This is a genomic window from Myroides sp. N17-2 (assembly GCF_002286775.1).
Lineage (GTDB): Bacteria > Bacteroidota > Bacteroidia > Flavobacteriales > Flavobacteriaceae > Flavobacterium.
Map to the genome: position 1 here is coordinate 1 of NZ_NSGJ01000066.1, position 19,265 is coordinate 19,265.

A 19,265-nucleotide genomic window follows, 5' to 3' on the forward strand; every position below is an offset into this window, starting at 1 on the left:
AAAGTTACATTTGTCATAGAGAGAGTGTTTTTTGGTGTGCAACTCAAAGATAATTTGAGATCCTTAATTTACTCTCTTTTTTTTTGCCTTTTTTTAAGCGTTTAGGACGCTATTGATACAAGATAGTTAAGTTTATATTAGAAGTATTTAAGATAGGTAATAAAAAAGGTCTCTTTAGTATTTTAAAGAGACCTTTTGCTATTTTTAATCAAATGTTAGATTTCAACTTGTTTATCTGCCCCAAACTTAATGCGTTTAGAGAAATACATTAAGACTGCGATAACAGCGAATAGTCCGATACTTCCTACTATTAATGCCGCTTCTTTTAATTGTAATAAGAAGAATAGGAATGCGTATAACGCAGCTAATAAACCAAATATAGAGGCTGCTATTCGGAAGTTTTTACTTAACCCATATATAAAGGATGTGATAAGTAGGACAGTGGCTGATGCTGATATAATGTATGCCCAAGAGAAACCTACGTATTCTGCAAAAGACAGTAACAGTACAAAGTTAATACACAATGACAATCCTACTAATGTATAGTGTAGTATATTAATGCTTAGATTCTTCAGGTTCTCCATAAAGAAGAATGTAGCAAAGGTAAGCCCTATAAATAATAATGCATATTTAGTAGCACGATTTACCTTGCTGTAGAAGTCATTTACTTGGATGAACTTCATACCGAATTTGTACGTATCTAAAGTAACTAAGCTATCTAGAGAGGTATTAATCGGGATAGGCTGAAAGATAGTCCACTTCGCTGATACAGTATTTGCTTGCTTCTCATCAGTATCCGGTAGATAGTTTCCTACGTATTTAATATCTTTATAATCAGGCTTGATATCCACTTTAGTATCTTTAGCAGAAGCAAGGAAGTTGATTTCAGTTGATCCTTTTAGTTTGATAGGGAAGTTGATTTCTGAAATATTAAATGTCTCTCTGTCAAACTCGTAACTTAAAAAGTTATAGTTAGTATTTACTCCTAAATCACGATCAAGTTCAAAAGCTTGACCCGCTACATTATTAATAAGAATCTCTTCCGTAAATCCCTTGCTATCTGATATAGAGAATATAAGCTTAGTACTTAGGATATCAGCAGGATCAGTTACTTTTAGTTTTTCTATTATTTTATCCATAGTAGGATAGCGCGCCTCTACAGCTAAGTTCGTGTTGTATAAAGCCACTTCATAAAGACTTCTCTTTTTTACTTGTGTTTTGATATCACCTGTGATAACTTGCTTTTCAGGTACTTGTAGGTAATTAGTACGATGTGTTAATACTTTTCCTTCAGCATCTACAGAACGCTCTTTGTATTCAATAAGGATGAACGGTCCATACAGAGTTTGTTCTTGTCCCCATTTAGAGGTTACTTCTGAAGTTACTTCTCCCTGGAAGTTTTCTCTCTCGCGGATAAGGCTAGTAATAAACGGTAACGTGATTAGTAGCATTAGGGATAGCACAGCAATAGCGATTCCCTTAAACATTGGTTTTTGACTTTCTTTTATCATATTTTTCTATTTTTAAAGTACTTTGTTTTTCAAAGTGTGTGGGTAAAAAAATTATTTCAACTTATTAATTAAATTTTCTAAATAGGCTAGATGCTTTTTGAAGGCTAGTTTGCCTTCTTCTGTAGCAGTATAGGTAGTATTGGTTTTTCTTCCAACAAATCCCTTGTTCACGGTAATGTAGTTGCTTTCTTCTAAGTTCTTAAGATGAGAAGCCAAGTTCCCATCTGTAAGATCTAGATATTCCTTTAGATCCTTAAACGAAAGGGTATCATTGACCATCAGCCCGCTCATTATCCCTACACGGATGCGATTGTCAAAGACCTTGTTTAATTTTTCTAAATCGAATTTCATAGATGTGTTTATTTAATTTTGTCGTATTTATTCCAAAGGATGATTCCGTAAAGCAAATGCACTAAACCAAAGCCAAGCGCCCAGAATAATAGGGTGTAATCAAGAAAGTAAAAAGCTAATAGCCCAAGAGTAATCTCCAGTATAGCGATTCCCTTTACTTCTTTTACAGTATCTTCTTGTACACTGAATAAGGCTAATCCGTAGAATAATAGGGTGGTAGGTAATGCTAGTTGTAATAAATAATGTGTATAGAATATTATACACAGTATTCCCGCTATTATTAGTGGAATAGAGAAACGCACTAATAAGCGCTTAGTAGTTGTATTTAAGAATGACTTACCTAGTTTGCGTGTCTTTCTTATTGTAAAGTAAAATCCTCCTGTGATCGCTACGATGAATGTGATTAAAGCTAATGCCAATAGCATTTCTACTGTATAAGTAGTCTGATAAGGATCACTTGTGGTTAAGTCTTCATAGGTATAGGTAGAGGCAGACTGCCAACTATATAAGACAGCAGATGCAGCTAGTCCACATAGACCAACCCAAATACCACTCCACCCACTTAAGCTTAAAAACTTAGTAGAGCGTTCCATTATAGACTTGATTTGATTTAAATCATCAATAGCTTTATTTGTCATAGCAAAAGTACTTTGAAATACAAAGTTAGTAAAATAACCTTTACTTGTATGTAATAATTTAAAAAAAGCAGAAATATTTTAATAAGATGAATTATACTTATTCAGGAAAGTTTATTCTATAAAGTATGTGTATGATCACAAATGTAATAACTGTATATGTAAATACATCAATACCTGTCATTTGGTTATGCATATATTGATAGGTAGGGTAGGCCGCACTCAAGACAAGTACAATGATAAAATAGATTATTTTTTTTAAAATCATGATTATTTAATTAAATAAGGGCAAAGGTAAGTTAATCGTTTATAAAGGCATCAGTAGTTTAGTTATAAATTAGCAAGGATTAAATTAAAGAACAGATTCTATAAAGTAGTTCTAATAATCGTATATATTAGTGAATAAATTTATAAGCAATAGCTTTTACTTACTTCAATGTCACCTATATATGTTACATTTAAATTCGTATCTCTGCTATTCTAAATATGGTTCTATTCTTTAGGAATCATTGATATTAATCGTCCTTAAGATTATATATCTAAACTTTTATCCCAATCCAAAACCACCTTATCGAGAGTTTTTTTTAAAGAGTTTGCTACCTCCTTTTATATGAATGGATATTGACAGCATTGTGCGTGCATAGTGACTCCATTAAAACAGCCATTTTAATGGAGTCACTATGGACTCACTCAAAGGGAGATAGCATAAAGAGACCTATTTTATCCTAATACTATATGTTTTGATTGCTTAAAAAATGACCTAGAGGATTGGCCAAAAAAAGGAGGTAAATATTGATTTTCAATTCTTTGCAAATATATACATTAAAAGTTAATTATTTTACGACACCCTAGTATTTGACTATAAATTAATGCCTTATGAATTAACTTACTTTGTGTAGTAGCACTAATATAGCTAAGACTACTTAGGTTTCTTAGTCTCATAAAATTTAGAAAATCAAGAAGGCTTGTGTTCAATATTTCGCTTGAGCAGTATTTTTTGTCAGTTTAGGTTTAAATGAAAGAGTTGTAAATAGTAAATTTGTTACTTGCAGCCAATTAATTAAATAATGAATTATGACACAGATTACTTCCTATACTTTCACCACAGCTAAAGATTTGACAGAAGCGCAAAGCATAAACTATAATAATCAAGTAGATCAGTTTAATGTTTGGCCTGCTTATGTATTAGCAGATAAAGTGAATCTAGAATATTGGGATAGGATATATGAGCTATTTGCTGACTATCAGTTTTATTTGTTAGAAGGAGATGTGGTTGTTGGTAATGGGAACTGTATTCCTCTGCATTTGTCAGAAGCAGAGTTGGCTAACCTTCCTGATAGAGGATGGGATTGGGCATTAGAGAAGTCAGTATTGGATAATGAGAAGGGACTTAAGCCAAATACACTATGTGCATTACAGATTGGTTTAAACAAAGAATATCAAGGCAAAGGGATAAGCAATCAACTAATCAGTTATATGAAGAACATCGCCCTTAAAATGAATTTAAACGCTTTTATTCTTCCGATACGCCCTAATCTTAAAACGAACTTTCCTCTTATTCCGATGGAGGAGTATATCCAATGGACAAATAAAGAGGGCCTACCTTATGACGCTTGGATTCGTACTCACGTTAAGGGAGGAGCTAAAATAGTGAAAATATGTAGCCAATCTATGATCGTCGAAGGAACTATCAAAGAGTGGGAATCATGGACAGGCCTGACCTTTAAAAGCTCAGGAGAATACTTGCTTCCGGTACTTCTTAATCCAATAACGATTGATTTAAAAAATGACTGCGGGGTCTATGTGGAGCCTAACGTGTGGATGCAGTATGGCATAAACTCATAAAGTATGTCTCTTAATGAGGTGGTTGTATGATTATCAATTCGATTTGCATCTTTCTTTAGGATAAATTCAAATATTTAGTGGACAGTAGTGAATTCAGCGAATATTTATTATATTGGCATTCTACAAAAAACTAAAACATTATGCAACAAAATACACCCTATACGCCTACTAACAAGGTGCGTATAGTTACCGCTGCGGCTTTATTTGACGGTCATGATGCGGCGATTAATATTATGCGTCGTATTATACAAGCGACGGGATGTGAGGTAATTCACTTAGGACACGATAAAAGTGTGGAAGAAGTAGTGAATACAGCTATCCAAGAAGATGCAAACGCTATCGCAATGACTTCGTACCAAGGAGGTCATAACGAATATTTTAAATATATGTACGACCTGCTACAAGAGAAAGGTGCAGGACATATCCGCATCGTAGGAGGTGGAGGAGGAGTAATCCTTCCGAGTGAAATCAAAGAACTAATGGACTATGGAATCACTCGTCTATATTCTCCAGATGACGGACGTGCAATGGGATTACAAGGGATGATTAACGATATGGTACAACGTGCGGACTTCCCTACGATGGATCTACAACTTCCAGAGGGAAAAGACGTGTATCAATCTCTTGCAGATAAAGACATCACTACGATAGCTCGTTTAATCTCTTTAGCGGAGAATAGAGAAGAGGACTTCCTTAAAGTATTCCAATTTGATCCAGAGAAACACAGCAGTACACCAGTATTGGGAATCACAGGTACAGGTGGTGCGGGTAAATCATCTATGGTAGATGAGTTAGTTCGCCGCTTCCTTATTGACTTCCCTGAGAAAACGGTAGCTTTAGTTTCTGTCGATCCTTCTAAGCGTAAGACAGGTGGAGCATTGTTAGGAGATCGTATCCGTATGAACTCGATCAACAACCCTCGTGTATTTATGCGTTCATTAGCTACTCGTCAGTCTAACTTAGCGTTATCGCGTTATGTGGAAGAAACACTTCAAGTACTTCAAGCAGCTAATTACGACTTAATTATTCTTGAAACTTCGGGAATCGGGCAGTCAGATACAGAGATTTTAGATCACTCTGATGCTTCATTATACATTATGACACCTGAGTTCGGTGCAGCTACGCAGTTAGAGAAGATTGATATGCTTGACTTCGCTGATATCGTTGCAATCAACAAGTTTGATAAGCGCGGTGCATTAGATGCAATCAGAGATGTAAAGAAACAATACCAACGCAACCACAACTTATGGGATGCTAATCCTGATACGATGCCAGTATTCGGTACTATCGCTTCTCAGTTTAACGATCCAGGAACGAATGCTTTGTACAAAGCGATTATGGATAAGGTAGTTGAGAAAACAGGGGCTAACCTAACGTCTAATATAGAGATCACAAAAGAAATGAGTGAGAAGGTGTATGTTATTCCACCTAATCGTACGCGTTACTTATCTGAGATCGCTGAGAACAACCGTAAATACGACGATACTGTACTTTCTCAAAAAGAGGTAGCACAGAAGTTATACGGGATATTTAAAACAACAGAGAGTGTATCAGGCAAATCAGCTGAGATTAACAAATCAGGGATTGTAGAAGAGAGTGTTGCTTCTAATGATGTTGATACACAATTATTCATCAACCTGCTGTTAAAGGAATTTGACAAGGTGAAGATGAACTTAGATCCATACAATTGGGAAGTTATCTTAATGTGGGATCAAAAAGTAAACAAGTACAAGAATCCTGTTTATTCCTTTAAAGTTCGCGATAAAGAGATAAAGATTGCTACGCACTCAGAGAGTTTATCACACTTACAGATACCGAAGATTGCCTTGCCTAAATATGAAGCTTGGGGAGATATCTTGCGTTGGTCATTACAAGAGAATGTACCAGGTGAGTTTCCTTTCACTTCAGGACTTTATCCGTTTAAACGCGAGGGAGAAGACCCTACGCGTATGTTTGCCGGAGAGGGTGGGCCAGAGCGTACGAACAGACGTTTTCACTATGTGTCTTTAGGGATGCCAGCAAAGCGTTTATCTACTGCTTTTGACTCGGTGACGTTATATGGTAACGATCCAGGACACCGTCCTGATATCTATGGTAAGATTGGTAATGCGGGAGTTTCTATCTGTTGTTTAGACGATGCGAAGAAGCTGTATTCAGGGTTCAACCTTGCGCACGCCTTGACTTCTGTATCCATGACAATCAACGGGCCAGCACCGATGTTACTTGGTTTCTTTATGAATGCAGCTATCGATCAGCAATGTGAGATCTACATCAAAGAGAATGACTTAGAAGTGGAAGTTGAAGCACAGATTGAAGCAATCTACAAAGCGAAAGGAGTAGAAAGACCTCGTTATAATGGTGCTTTACCAGAGGGTAACGACGGTTTAGGACTAATGCTTTTAGGGGTAACAGGAGACCAAGTATTGCCTCAAGATGTTTATCAAAAGATAAAAACAGAGACTTTATCACAAGTGCGTGGTACAGTACAAGCAGATATTTTAAAAGAAGACCAAGCTCAGAATACGTGTATCTTCTCTACGGAGTTTGCACTTCGTTTAATGGGTGACGTACAAGAATACTTTATTGAGAAAAACGTGCGTAACTTCTACTCTGTGTCTATCTCAGGATACCACATCGCAGAAGCAGGAGCGAACCCTATTACACAGTTGGCATTTACATTGGCTAACGGATTTACGTATGTGGAGTATTACCTAAGCAGAGGGATGGATATTAATGCTTTTGGGCCTAACTTATCTTTCTTCTTCTCGAATGGTATTGACCCTGAGTATGCAGTAATCGGGCGTGTAGCTCGTCGTATTTGGGCGAAAGCATTAAAGAATAAGTACGGTGCTAATGAGCGTGCACAGATGTTGAAATACCATATTCAGACATCAGGGCGTTCACTTCACGCACAGGAGATTGACTTTAATGATATCCGTACAACGCTTCAAGCACTTTATGCTATCTATGACAACTGTAACTCTCTTCACACAAATGCGTATGACGAGGCTATTACTACACCTACAGAAGAATCTGTACGTAGAGCAATGGCAATTCAGTTAATCATCAATAAAGAACTTGGATTAGCTAAAAACGAGAATCCAATACAAGGTTCGTTTATCATAGAGGAACTAACAGATTTAGTAGAAGCAGCTGTATTAGCAGAGTTTGACAGAATCACGGAAAGAGGAGGAGTATTAGGTGCAATGGAAACAATGTACCAACGCTCTAAAATCCAAGAGGAATCACTGTACTACGAAACGCTAAAACACAATGGTGAGTTCCCTATCATTGGAGTAAATACTTTCTTGAGCTCTAAAGGTTCGCCTACAGTAGTTCCTGCAGAGGTAATCCGTGCTACGAAAGAAGAAAAGTTATTCCAAATCAAAACGAAGGAGAACTTAAATCAAGCTAACGAAGCGTTAGTAACCGCAGAGTTAGAACGCATCCAAGAGATCGCTATCCAAAATGGCAATATCTTCGAAGCGCTGATGGATGCTTCTAAAATATGTTCTTTAGGTCAGATTACTTCAGCGTTATTTGAAGTAGGAGGACAGTACAGACGCAATATGTAAGATATAATAATCGCTTATTTATATAAAGCCTGTGGACGTAGTGTTCACAGGCTTTTTTTTGTTTACAGTTGACGGTTTTACTAATAGAGACGCAGCACTTTGTGTGTCACATAATGCTAAGAAAATATCTAGTATATTTTTTATTAATACCCATTCTGCCCATAGTAATTTTATCACATTTACATTGTGGTTACGTTGTGTAGACTAATCTTTACTTCTCCTAGCTCATTCGCTAAAACTGTCCACAGGACACTTTTTAAACGCTCTGCCCTGTCTGTACTGTTGTGGAAATAGATTGTGTTATATATGACGGGGTATATCCACACTGTATGACATATATTATGTGACACGCAAAATATTGCGTCTGTACCTTATGTTGATTATGTAATATATGGTGTGGATATATGTTATCATCTACTTTATTAGGTCTGTAAACTGTGGTTATATGTCCATAGTTTATATCACACTCTATTGGCACACAAAATAATAAGTGTTATTCCTTATAAAAGGCAATATAGAAAAAGGTTTTTTTCTGATAGATATACTATCTTCGCATTTATGAGTGTTTAACTCAAAGGAGATAGACATCAAATATTCTGATAATCGTAAATATGAAAAGTATTAAAAAGATTTGTTGCGTAGGAGCAGGATATGTAGGAGGACCAACTATGGCAGTGATTGCACAGAAGAACCCACATATTCAGATTACAGTAGTGGATATCAATCAGGAGCGTATTAACGCTTGGAATGATACAGACTTAAGGAAACTACCTGTGTACGAACCGGGATTAGATCTTATCGTTGCTGAAGCACGTGGGCGTAACTTATTTTTTGATACCAATGTAGATAAAGCTATTGATGAAGCAGATTTGATCTTTATATCTGTTAATACCCCTACCAAGACTTATGGAAAAGGCAAAGGGATGGCAGCTGATCTAAAATATATAGAACTATGCGCTCGACAAATAGCTCGAGTAGCCAAGACAAATAAAATAGTCGTTGAGAAGTCAACACTACCTGTGCGTACTGCACAAGCCATTAAACGTATTCTTGATCAAACAGGTAATGGCGTAGAATTCCAAATCTTATCGAATCCTGAGTTTTTAGCTGAGGGAACTGCTATTGCTGATTTAATGAATCCAGACCGTGTTCTGATCGGAGGAGCAGAGACTGTGGAAGGACAAGAAGCTATTGAAGCACTTGCCTCTATCTATGCAGCTTGGGTTCCTCAGGAGCGTATCTTGCGTACTAATGTATGGTCGTCAGAACTTTCTAAGCTTACAGCCAATGCCTTTTTAGCACAACGTGTATCTTCTATTAACGCTATTTCAGAGTTATGTGAAGTATCAGGAGCTGATGTGAGTGAAGTGTCTAGAGCCATTGGTACAGATAGCCGTATAGGGAGCAAGTTTCTAAAAGCCTCTGTAGGATTTGGAGGATCGTGTTTCCAAAAAGATATTCTAAACTTAGTGTATATCGCTAAGTCTTATGGATTAGATGCAGTTGCAGACTATTGGGAGCAAGTGATTATTATGAACGATCATCAGAAGCATCGTTTTGCAGAGAAGATTGTGACTACATTATTTAATACTGTTAACGATAAGAAAATTGCCTTTTTAGGGTGGGCATTTAAGAAAGATACAAATGATACTCGGGAGTCAGCAGCTATCTATGTAGCAAATGAATTAATGGAAGAGGAAGCACAGATACATGTATATGATCCTAAGGTAACCCATCTTCAGATGTTATCTGATCTAGATTATCTAGCTACACGCACCCCTGAAAAGAATAAAAAACATCTTACAACACATACAGATCCATATACAGCTTTAGAAGCCGCACATGGAATCGCTATATTAACAGAATGGGATGAGTTTAAAGAGTATGATTGGCAACGCATCTATGACAATATGCAAAAACCAGCTTTTATATTCGATGGACGTGATATATTAGATCATCAAGCATTAGAGAACATCGGTTTTGAAGTATATACGATAGGGAAGGGGAATTAATTAAATTGATGTTTTTTTGTGAAGGTGTGAAGTCGTGATCTCGTGAGGTTGTGAAGATGTGAAGTCGTGATGTTGTTATTTGCCTTCGGCATTAGGTGACATCGTTTGCCGACAATATACATCACGCCCTATCGGCACACAAAACAACGAAAACACAAAAAAACAACATCACAAAAAAACAATATAAAACAATATGAAAAAGAATTTAATAGTATTTGGTACTAGGCCAGAGGCTATCAAAATGGCACCACTAGTTAAGGAGTTTAAAAAACACAATACCCAATTTGATACTCGAGTATGTGTTACAGGACAACATAGAGAGATGTTAGATCAGGTGATGGAATTCTTTGATATCGTACCAGAATATGATTTGAATTTGATGAAACCTAATCAAAATCTATATTCTCTAACAGGAGATATTATCGTAGGTTTAAAACCTATTCTAGAAGAGTTTCAACCAGATTATGTGTATGTGCATGGAGATACCACGACTACTATGTCTGCAAGTATCGCTGCATTTTATAGTGGAGCAAAGATATGTCACGTGGAGGCAGGATTGCGCACACACGATAAACGAGCACCTTTTCCTGAGGAAATTAATAGACAGATTACAGGTAGGGTAACGGATTATCACTTTGCACCAACAACAGCTTCTCAAGAGAATTTGTTAAGAGAGAATATCGCTCCTCAAGATATCTTGATTACAGGAAATACGGTGATAGATGCCTTATTAGAGAGTGTAGAGAGAGTAGAAGACTTGCAAAATACAGAAATAGATCAGTTAAAACAGATAGTTGACAGTACTAAGAAATTAGTATTAGTCACAGGACACAGAAGAGAGAATCACGGTGATGGTTTTATCCGTATATGTGAAGCATTAAAGGAGATTGCGACAACGCATAAGGATGTACAGATTATATATCCTGTACATTTAAACCCGAATGTAAAAGGACCTGTTTATGAAATTCTATCAGGTATAAATAATATCCATTTGATAGCTCCTTTAGCTTATCCTTCATTTGTTTGGTTGATGAATAAGAGTTATATGATTGTGACGGATAGTGGAGGGGTACAAGAAGAAGCACCTAGTTTAGGTAAACCCGTATTAGTAATGCGTGATACTACAGAACGTCCAGAGGCAGTAGTTGCAGGAACAGTAATTTTAGTGGGAACAGATAAAGATAAGATTGTAAACGAAGCGAATAGTCTATTAACAGACACAACACGATATGCACAAATGTCTGCTTTGCACAATCCATATGGAGATGGAAAAGCATGTGAGCGCATCGTTGAATTTATTAGCAAATTACAGTAGAGACGTAATACTTTACGTCTAATAAAGAATTAGGAATTGCTTCACACGGATTGTAAATCCGCGCGAGCAAATCACAAAATCACAAAAAAATAAAAGAAAATGAATACACAAGTAGTAACAATAGGTTTAGGGTATATAGGATTACCTACATCTGCTTTAATAGCACAAAACAAGATTGGAGTACACGGAGTTGATATTTCACAGCATGTGGTAGATACAATTAATGCGGGAAAGATTCATATCGTTGAACCAGATTTAGATAAAGCAGTTGCTGAAGCAGTAGCAGCAGGTTATTTAAAAGCTTCTACAACACCTATTGTTGCGGACACTTATCTTGTAGTGGTGCCAACACCGTTTAAAGGAAATCACGAGCCTGATATTTCGTATGTGAAAGCTGCTACTACAGCTATTTTACCATTGTTAAAAGAAGGAGATATGTACATCATTGAATCTACTTCACCTGTAGGAACTACAGAGAAAATGATGGAGTATATTTTTAGTGAACGCCCAGAATTAATAGGTAAGATATTCTTAGCATATTGTCCCGAGAGAGTACTACCAGGAAATGTGATGTACGAGCTAGTAAATAATGATAGAGTAATTGGAGGTGTTGATGAAGCATCTACTCAAAAGGCTATTGCTTTTTATAGTCAATTTGTACAAGGAACATTACACCCAACCAATGCTCGTACAGCAGAGATGTGTAAGTTGACAGAGAACTCTTCTCGTGATGTACAGATTGCATTTGCTAATGAGTTATCACTAATCTGTGATAAAGCAGGTATTAATGTATGGGAGTTAATAGACCTAGCGAATAAGCATCCACGTGTGAACATTTTACAGCCAGGCTGTGGAGTAGGAGGACACTGTATCGCAGTAGATCCTTACTTTATAGTATCAGAATTCCCGATGGAATCTAGAATTATAGGACAAGCTAGAGAAATTAATAATTATAAGTCGTTTTGGTGTGCTGAGAAAGTAAAATCAGCACGTTTAGAGTTTGAATTAAAACAAGGACGTCAACCAGCTATTGCAGTAATGGGACTTGCATTTAAACCGAATATTGATGATTTACGTGAGTCACCTGCCATTTATATTGCAGAGCGTATTTTACAAGATTCAGGAGATGCAGATATGTTTATTGTAGAGCCAAACGTAGAAGATCATAAGATATTTAAACTAACAGATTATAAAGTAGCAATAGAAAAAGCAGATATCGTTGTTTTCTTAGTAGCACATAAAGAGTTTAAAAACCTAGATATTCCAACAGGTAAAGTTGTATTAGACTTTTGTGGAGTACGTCGATAGAAAAGGGGACGCTTCGCTTAATTGAGAATTAGGTGATGTTTTTTTGTGAAGATGTGATTTCGTGATGTCGTGATGTTGTTATTTGCCTACGGCATTATGTACTTAGATGATGTGATGTTTTTTTGTGAAGATGTGATGTCGTGATGTTGTGATGGTGAACAAATAAGCTTTAATAGTTTAAATCAACTTATAAAAGATGATTTATCTCAAACAAAATCACAGGGCCAAGCGTTAAGAAAGTGTCCAGTGGGCAGTTTTAGCGATGGAGCCAGCCGGCGTGCGAGGGTAAAAAAAAACAAAAATATGAAAAAGATACTAATTACAGGAGGAGCAGGATTTATTGGATCACATGTTGTTAGACAATTTGTTACTAAATATCCAACATACCACATCTATAATTTAGATGCGCTAACCTATGCAGGTAATCTAGACAATTTAAGAGATGTAGAATCCTCTCCTAACTATACTTTTATAAAAGCAGATATCACTGATGAACAGTTGATAAACAAATTATTTCAAGAATATCAGTTCGATGCAGTAATACACCTTGCAGCAGAGTCACATGTAGACCGTTCTATTACAGATCCTCTAGCCTTTGTACGTACCAACGTATTGGGAACAGTTAACCTGTTACAAGCCTTCAAATCACTTTGGCAAAACCAATGGGGAGGAAAGCGTTTTTACCACATCAGTACAGATGAAGTATATGGAGCATTAGGAGAAGTTGGATTATTTACAGAGACTACAGCTTATGATCCTAATTCACCTTACTCAGCCTCTAAAGCTAGTTCAGATCACTTCGTACGTGCTTATGGTGAGACCTATGGAATGCCGTATGTCGTGAGCAATTGCTCTAATAACTATGGACCGAATCACTTTCCGGAGAAGTTGATTCCACTTTGTATACACAATATTATAAATAAGAAACCACTACCTATCTATGGCGATGGCAAGTACACCCGCGATTGGTTATTCGTGATTGATCATGCTAGAGCGATAGACGATGTGTTTCACAGAGGAGGTAATGCAGAGACTTATAATATCGGAGGCTTCAATGAATGGCAAAATATCGACCTAGTAAAAGAACTGTGTAAACAAATGGATACTGTCCTAGGTAGAGCAGTAGGAGAGAGTGAACAACTAATCACATTTATACAAGACCGACCAGGTCATGACCTGCGTTACGCTATTGATGCCACTAAGATCAATAAAGAATTAGGTTGGGCACCTTCAGTTACTTTCGAAGAGGGGTTAGCCAAGACCATAGAGTGGTATATGAATAACCAAGATTGGCTTGATAATGTGACTAGTGGAGCATATGCTGATTACTATCACGAGCAGTATAAGTAATAGTTTTCGTTTTTTTGTGAAGATGTGATGTCGTGTTTTTGTTTTTGCCTTCGGCATTAGGTGGGGTGGTTAACTTGTATGTGAGGGAGGTGGGTAAATATCTGCCTCAAGTGCAAAACACTTCTCTAGATATCGCATAACATTATCAAGGTCATTTTTAATCTCTAAATCTGTAAAACGGATAACTACTAACCCTAAGCTCTCTAGGTAAGCTTGGCGTTGAGCGTCTTCTTTTTCTTTACCTATATGACTATCACCATCGATTTCAATAATTACAAAATAATTAGCATTAAAAAAATCAACAATATAGTTGCCTATTATCTTTTGGCGATCAAAATCCAATCCTAAAAACTGCTTATTACGTACCTGACTCCAAAATATTACCTCTGCATAATTGCCCGCTTTTCGCAATGCTTTAGCATAAAGTGTTAACTTTGGATTATAAGGTAATTGCATATATCTTACTGTATCTCTCTTACGGAGTGGTAAAGTAGTGCGTGTCTCTTTGTTAATATCCATCTTTTTTATAGTATAGATTGTATTATACTTACCACAATATCTATACCTCAATTACACTCTAGGGCATAATATTTATCATAATATCAAGATAAATATGTTTGCGGATGTCACTGAAGTGATGAGGATTAGCGTGATAATTTTTGTATAAAGAATCTGTACTAACTACATAAACCACCTCGATTAGTAGCACAGCATAAGACCACCCCGCCCTGCGGGCACCCCTCCACAGGAGGGGAATAGTAGTACCGCATAGAGATACAGAGTAGACGTACCGTCGGCACCCAATACATTCCCCTCCCTTGGAGGGGTGCCTGAAAGGCGGGGTGGTCCATCACAAAAAAACAACAAAATCATTCTATCGCCATCAGGTACTCACCATACCCACTTTTACACAGAGGGAGAGCTATTTGTCTAAGTTGTTCTTTGTTGATATATCCCATGCGATAAGCGACCTCTTCGATTGCACCAATTTTAAGTCCTTGGCGTTCCTCAATGACTTGGACGAATTGCCCTGCTTGCATAAGAGAGGCGAAAGTACCCGTGTCAAGCCACGCCGTTCCCCTGTCAAGAATACCAACTTTAAGTTTGCCTTGACGCAAATATTCTTTATTTACATCCGTAATCTCATATTCTCCACGAGCGGAAGGAGTGATGTTTTTGGCTATTTGAACTACGTCATTGGTATAGAAGTATAGCCCAGGAACTGCATAATTAGACTTAGGATTAGCCGGTTTTTCCTCTATTGAAATTACCTTTTTATCCTTGTCAAACTCCACTACACCATATTGCTTTGGATCTGCTACAGCGTAAGCGAATATCGTTGGTTCACCCGAATAAGCACATTGCTGCAAGAGTTTAGACATCCCACTAGCGTAGAATATATTGTCTCCCAAGATTAATGCTACAGCATCAGAACCAATAAACTCTTCCCCAATAACAAAAGCCTGAGCCAATCCATTAGGTTCCTCCTGTACCGCATACGAAAATTGGCACCCAAGGATAGAACCATCTCCAAGGAGTTTTTTGAAGTGAGGCAAATCATGCGGAGTAGAGATAATCAGTATTTCATTAATCCCCGCTAACATTAACGTTGATAAGGGATAATAAATCATCGGCTTATCGTATATCGGCATAAGTTGTTTGCTTACTGCTAACGTTAATGGGTGTAATCTAGTTCCCGATCCACCTGCAAGAATAATTCCTTTCATATCTCAATTGTAATAAGCGATAAAGTTAAGCTTTTTTGTTGGTTTGTGATGTGGTGATCGCGCAGATTTGCAATCTGTGTGATCACGCCATCACTAATATAACTAAAAATACAACTTTTGCAAATGTTCGCAAATTGTTTGAATATTTAAATTAATACTTTGGTTTTTAGTAGTTTAGTGTATAGTAATATAAGTAGATAAACTGTGTTTTGCCATTTGTTGTCGTAAATTGTAGTAAGACAAAACACTATAAATTGTACTATTATGAAAGCAAGATTAATACTATTAGCGATTTTCTCTATAATTGCTTCTGGTTGTTCTTCAGATAGTGGAGGAGGATCAGATGTAGTTGAGAAAACAGTAACTATCACTTTTAAGAATAAAGAAAAGACGATGTTGATAAATGATAGTTTTGACCTATTTACTGAGTTGACATTAGAAAATGCAACCAGAGAAGATGTAGTATGGAACAGTGATAATCCTAAAGCAGTTAGGATTGATGGGAGTATGGCTAAGTCAGTGGGCGAGGGGGAAGCTGTGATTACAGCAAAAGTGAAGAACACTGCTAAGCAAACGAGTATGAAGGTGATTGTACGTCAGCAAGTTTTGAAGTTTAAGCTAAAGGAACTTGCTATTGTCAACGGGAAGTCCTTTGATCTAAATGAACTCCTAGACGTTAAAGGAATTGGATCAGGAGATCTTGTTTGGAGTAGTGCCGATGAAGGTATTGTATCAGTAAATAAGGGAATAATTACTCCACATAGGGAAGGTGTTACTACAGTAAGCGTTCAGACTAAAAGTGGTACCCCAAAAGATGAAATCAAGATTACAGTCAAAAAGAACGAGATAGAGCGTATTATTTTTCCAGCTAAAATAATGGAGATGTATGCGATGTCTAATGTAGAGATTCCCTTTAAAGTTATTCCGGAGGGAGCTAGTACAGAGGGTATTAAATGGGAAATAGATAACTATAGCCCTATTGTAGTTGTATCACCAGGAGTGTTATACAGTGATCAGTTGGCAAATGGAGAATTGACAGTAACCTTGCCAAATGGTGAAAAGACATACCTAACGATTAGAGTTGTTTCGAAAGGTATTTTAGCCATTACTGCTCCGTTGGGAAATGAACTTAAGGTCTATGAAGGAAACAGTCCTACTTTGTACTTAAAATTATTGCCATTGGGAGAGACTTTAGATGAAGTAGAGTTTATCGTAGAGAATCCTATTATTACTGTGGATAATCAAGGTGTGATTACAACTTATCCTGGTAAACATGGAATAACCAATCTAACTATTCGAAGTAGAACAAATCCGAATGTTAAGCTCATTATGAAAATAGATGTGCGCAACTTTTCGGAATATGTCTATACCGATTTAAATATATTGGTTAATGCCACACCAGACGGGATGTACTCTGGCGATGGACAGATTAATATCTGGAGGTACTTTAATAACGATATTAGAGTCAGTGACTTTACCCTCTATGATGGTAATGGACGTGTACTATATAATGATAGAGCTACTTATGCATTAGATAAGGTTTATAAAATCAAGTTTGATAATGTCAGAAGAGCCTATATAGAGTATACATTGTCTTTTCATGGGACAACCGAGAAAAAAAGAGTATCAGTAACTCCGAGTTAAATATCAATAATCACCTAATATTGAAAAGGAAAGCCTGTCTAGTAATAGATGGGTTTTTTTGTGATGTGATGTTGTGAAGTTATCTTTGTGCGCCGGCTGGCTCCATCGTTAAAACTGCCTACTAGGCACTTTTTTAGCGTTTGGTCCTGTGAAGATGCGATGTTGGTTTATGTCGATTGTGGATGTTTTTATAGGTATGATGTTATATGGACACTATGGCTACAGGATAGGGCTAATGTTAATAAGCTTATTAGCTTTTAATGACTGTGTATTGATAGGATGCGATGTTGGTTTATGTCGATTGTGGATGTTTTTATAGGTATGATGTTATATGGACACTATGGCTACAGGATAGGGCTAATATTAATAAGCTTATTAGCTTTTAATGACTGTGTATTGATAGGATGAGATGTGTTTTTATTTCATAGATTTGTATCTACACCTAATTTATATATGATGAGATCAAAGTACACACTATTATTATTTCTTTCTTTTCTGTTTTTTAATTGTTCGTCTGATGATAATACAGGATTAAAGGGACAAACACCAGCTATAGAATTTAGGAATAGTGAATGTGTTTTATTATTGGATGATAATCTTTCTCTGCTAAAAGAGTTAAAGATAAATGATGAAACTGATGTTTTTGATATAGAGTGGAGTAGTAGTAATAAAAAGGTAATCAATACTATTGATATTTTTAAAATAAGTCTGAAGCCTTTGGACTATGGTGAAACTACAATAACAGCTAAGATTAAAGGAACAAATAAAAAGGCTACCTTAAAGGTTATTGTCAAGGATATGAAGCTCTTCTTTACTCAAGGGCAAGTAGAAATAGATATGCTTAAAGAATCAACAACCGATCTTACCAAAGTCCTTGACTTTATGAATTTAAAGAAAGAGAATCTTATTTGGACTACATTTTCTCCTGCTATGGTAAGTGTAGATGAAAAAGGAATTGTAACAGGTATTCAGAGTGGAGAAGCTTATGTTAAGGTTACCGTTAAAAATAACAAGAGTGTAGGTGCATCTATCTATGTAGTAGTAACAGGTGTTAAGTAAAATCTTTTGGTTTTGTCTTTTGAAAAAGTAACTTGTTTAAAATCAATTTCAAAACTGCCATTTGGATGTGTGTTATTGGATAAGATATTACTAGAGCTATTTTGTATTTACTTTTTTTTCTAAATATTTATTATACTAGTAATTAATTCGATCCCATCTAGAAACAATAATTCAGCAAGTTTAGCACCAATATACCCTTTATCAGCAAATAGTTTTCCAAAGATATTTTTTAAGAACCCTTCGTTTTTCAAAGGATCACGATCATTTACATTAGCTTGAGTAATGGCAAAACTCAAGATTTCGCCTTTATCATTAATAATGATATGAAGTTTAAAACCATGGAACCAACCAATAGTTGACTTACCCGTTGTTGCTATATTTTTGAAAACTTTGTTTCTACTGATTCTTTTCGATTTACAAACTTGGATGGGAGTAGAATCAACAAATGAAATACCTGCACATTTCCCTAAACAACATGTTTTAGCAAAGATAGTCATTGGCATAATCATAGATTGCATCAACTCTACAAAACGATTATAAGAAACAGTATTGGGAAACTCTTTTGTCATATGCTTCTGAACATAATAAATGTAGAAATGCTTAAAACAACGAAAACCACTTAAATGAAATAGAAGATAAATGGTGATTACTTCGGATTTAGACATTCTAGATGGACGCTTTGAGGGATTCCCTAAAAGAAACGATTTAGTAGGATTTTCAAAATCTTTGCAGAATTCATCTACAATACAAAAAATATCAGTAATTTTATTAAAACAAATCATAGGTGAAAATCTTTTGTATATTTAAATTTAAGATCAATAGCGTCCTAAACGTTTAAAAAAAGGCACAAAAAAAGAGAGTAAATTAAGGATCTCAAATTATCTTTGAGTTGCACACCTAAAAAAGACTCTCTTGATGTCAAATATAACATTG

14 protein-coding genes are annotated in these 19,265 nt (G+C 36.2%); 8 read left to right on the plus strand and 6 right to left on the minus strand.

All coding sequences use genetic code 11. The features are described 5' to 3' along the window. Positions 1-215: 215 nt before the first annotated feature. From creD to CF599_RS18095, 3 genes are read right to left on the minus strand one after another with little or no spacing between them, the layout of a single operon-like run. Entirely contained in the window at positions 216-1,511 is a 1,296-nt protein-coding gene (gene creD, locus CF599_RS18085; RefSeq protein WP_121967350.1) for a cell envelope integrity protein CreD, read from the minus strand. Positions 1,512-1,562: 51 nt separating this feature from the next. After that, complete coding sequence (locus CF599_RS18090; RefSeq protein WP_121967351.1) at positions 1,563-1,862, minus strand: transcriptional regulator; 300 nt, start codon at positions 1,860-1,862, stop codon at positions 1,563-1,565. A gap of 8 nt (positions 1,863-1,870) precedes the next feature. After that, positions 1,871-2,500, minus strand: a complete 630-nt coding sequence (locus CF599_RS18095) for a hypothetical protein (protein ID WP_121967352.1) — start codon at positions 2,498-2,500, stop codon at positions 1,871-1,873. A gap of 1,071 nt (positions 2,501-3,571) precedes the next feature. Between CF599_RS18095 and CF599_RS18100 the strand changes: the two genes are divergently transcribed. From CF599_RS18100 to rfbB, 6 genes are all read left to right on the plus strand, one after another. Continuing rightward, entirely contained in the window at positions 3,572-4,342 is a 771-nt protein-coding gene (locus CF599_RS18100; RefSeq protein WP_121967353.1) for an N-acetyltransferase, read from the plus strand. A gap of 140 nt (positions 4,343-4,482) precedes the next feature. Further along, positions 4,483-7,917 carry a methylmalonyl-CoA mutase family protein gene (locus tag CF599_RS18105; protein WP_121967354.1) on the plus strand — a complete coding sequence of 1,145 codons (3,435 nt, stop codon included), beginning with the start codon at positions 4,483-4,485 and terminating at the stop codon, positions 7,915-7,917. Positions 7,918-8,528: 611 nt separating this feature from the next. Beyond that, positions 8,529-9,929 carry a UDP-glucose 6-dehydrogenase gene (locus CF599_RS18110; protein ID WP_121967355.1) on the plus strand — a complete coding sequence of 467 codons (1,401 nt, stop codon included), beginning with the start codon at positions 8,529-8,531 and terminating at the stop codon, positions 9,927-9,929. 193 nt (positions 9,930-10,122) lie between these two features. Then, complete coding sequence (wecB, locus tag CF599_RS18115; RefSeq protein ID WP_121967356.1) at positions 10,123-11,244, plus strand: non-hydrolyzing UDP-N-acetylglucosamine 2-epimerase; 1,122 nt, start codon at positions 10,123-10,125, stop codon at positions 11,242-11,244. Between the two features lie 99 nt (positions 11,245-11,343). Next, a complete protein-coding gene (gene wecC / locus CF599_RS18120; protein ID WP_121967357.1) occupies positions 11,344-12,552 on the plus strand; it encodes a UDP-N-acetyl-D-mannosamine dehydrogenase in 1,209 nt (402 codons plus the stop codon). Between the two features lie 303 nt (positions 12,553-12,855). After that, on the plus strand, positions 12,856-13,902 hold the full coding sequence (gene rfbB / locus CF599_RS18125; RefSeq protein ID WP_121967358.1) for a dTDP-glucose 4,6-dehydratase: 1,047 nt from the start codon (positions 12,856-12,858) through the stop codon (positions 13,900-13,902). A 69-nt stretch (positions 13,903-13,971) separates the two neighbouring features. Here the strand turns inward: rfbB and CF599_RS18130 are convergent, their stop codons facing one another. Together CF599_RS18130 and rfbA are read right to left on the minus strand one after the other, a co-directional pair. Next, positions 13,972-14,421 (minus strand): endonuclease domain-containing protein, encoded by a 450-nt coding sequence (locus CF599_RS18130; protein WP_216821880.1) that lies wholly within the window; start codon positions 14,419-14,421, stop codon positions 13,972-13,974. A gap of 350 nt (positions 14,422-14,771) precedes the next feature. Then, positions 14,772-15,629, minus strand: a complete 858-nt coding sequence (gene rfbA / locus CF599_RS18135) for a glucose-1-phosphate thymidylyltransferase RfbA (RefSeq protein ID WP_121967359.1) — start codon at positions 15,627-15,629, stop codon at positions 14,772-14,774. A 264-nt stretch (positions 15,630-15,893) separates the two neighbouring features. Between rfbA and CF599_RS18140 the strand changes: the two genes are divergently transcribed. Then, a complete protein-coding gene (locus tag CF599_RS18140) occupies positions 15,894-17,273 on the plus strand; it encodes a hypothetical protein (RefSeq protein WP_121967360.1) in 1,380 nt (459 codons plus the stop codon). A 453-nt stretch (positions 17,274-17,726) separates the two neighbouring features. Then, complete coding sequence (locus CF599_RS18145; RefSeq protein ID WP_121967361.1) at positions 17,727-18,332, plus strand: Ig-like domain-containing protein; 606 nt, start codon at positions 17,727-17,729, stop codon at positions 18,330-18,332. 119 nt (positions 18,333-18,451) lie between these two features. Here CF599_RS18145 and CF599_RS18150 read toward each other — a convergent pair whose 3' ends face one another. Further along, positions 18,452-19,114: an IS982 family transposase gene (locus CF599_RS18150; RefSeq protein ID WP_254050362.1), complete on the minus strand. Its 663-nt coding sequence runs from the start codon at positions 19,112-19,114 to the stop codon at positions 18,452-18,454. Between the last annotated feature and the right edge of the window lie 151 nt (positions 19,115-19,265).

What these genes read in the sequence shown, in the direction of transcription:
- creD (WP_121967350.1), bottom strand. Translation starts at nt 1,511, where the DNA reads ATGATAAAAGAAAGTCAAAAACCAATGTTTAAGGGAATCGCTATTGCT.
- CF599_RS18090 (WP_121967351.1), bottom strand. Translation starts at nt 1,862, where the DNA reads ATGAAATTCGATTTAGAAAAATTAAACAAGGTCTTTGACAATCGCATC.
- CF599_RS18095 (WP_121967352.1), bottom strand. Translation starts at nt 2,500, where the DNA reads ATGACAAATAAAGCTATTGATGATTTAAATCAAATCAAGTCTATAATG.
- CF599_RS18100 (WP_121967353.1), top strand. Translation starts at nt 3,572, where the DNA reads ATGACACAGATTACTTCCTATACTTTCACCACAGCTAAAGATTTGACA.
- CF599_RS18105 (WP_121967354.1), top strand. Translation starts at nt 4,483, where the DNA reads ATGCAACAAAATACACCCTATACGCCTACTAACAAGGTGCGTATAGTT.
- CF599_RS18110 (WP_121967355.1), top strand. Translation starts at nt 8,529, where the DNA reads ATGAAAAGTATTAAAAAGATTTGTTGCGTAGGAGCAGGATATGTAGGA.
- wecB (WP_121967356.1), top strand. Translation starts at nt 10,123, where the DNA reads ATGAAAAAGAATTTAATAGTATTTGGTACTAGGCCAGAGGCTATCAAA.
- wecC (WP_121967357.1), top strand. Translation starts at nt 11,344, where the DNA reads ATGAATACACAAGTAGTAACAATAGGTTTAGGGTATATAGGATTACCT.
- rfbB (WP_121967358.1), top strand. Translation starts at nt 12,856, where the DNA reads ATGAAAAAGATACTAATTACAGGAGGAGCAGGATTTATTGGATCACAT.
- CF599_RS18130 (WP_216821880.1), bottom strand. Translation starts at nt 14,421, where the DNA reads ATGGATATTAACAAAGAGACACGCACTACTTTACCACTCCGTAAGAGA.
- rfbA (WP_121967359.1), bottom strand. Translation starts at nt 15,629, where the DNA reads ATGAAAGGAATTATTCTTGCAGGTGGATCGGGAACTAGATTACACCCA.
- CF599_RS18140 (WP_121967360.1), top strand. Translation starts at nt 15,894, where the DNA reads ATGAAAGCAAGATTAATACTATTAGCGATTTTCTCTATAATTGCTTCT.
- CF599_RS18145 (WP_121967361.1), top strand. Translation starts at nt 17,727, where the DNA reads ATGATGAGATCAAAGTACACACTATTATTATTTCTTTCTTTTCTGTTT.
- CF599_RS18150 (WP_254050362.1), bottom strand. Translation starts at nt 19,114, where the DNA reads ATGATTTGTTTTAATAAAATTACTGATATTTTTTGTATTGTAGATGAA.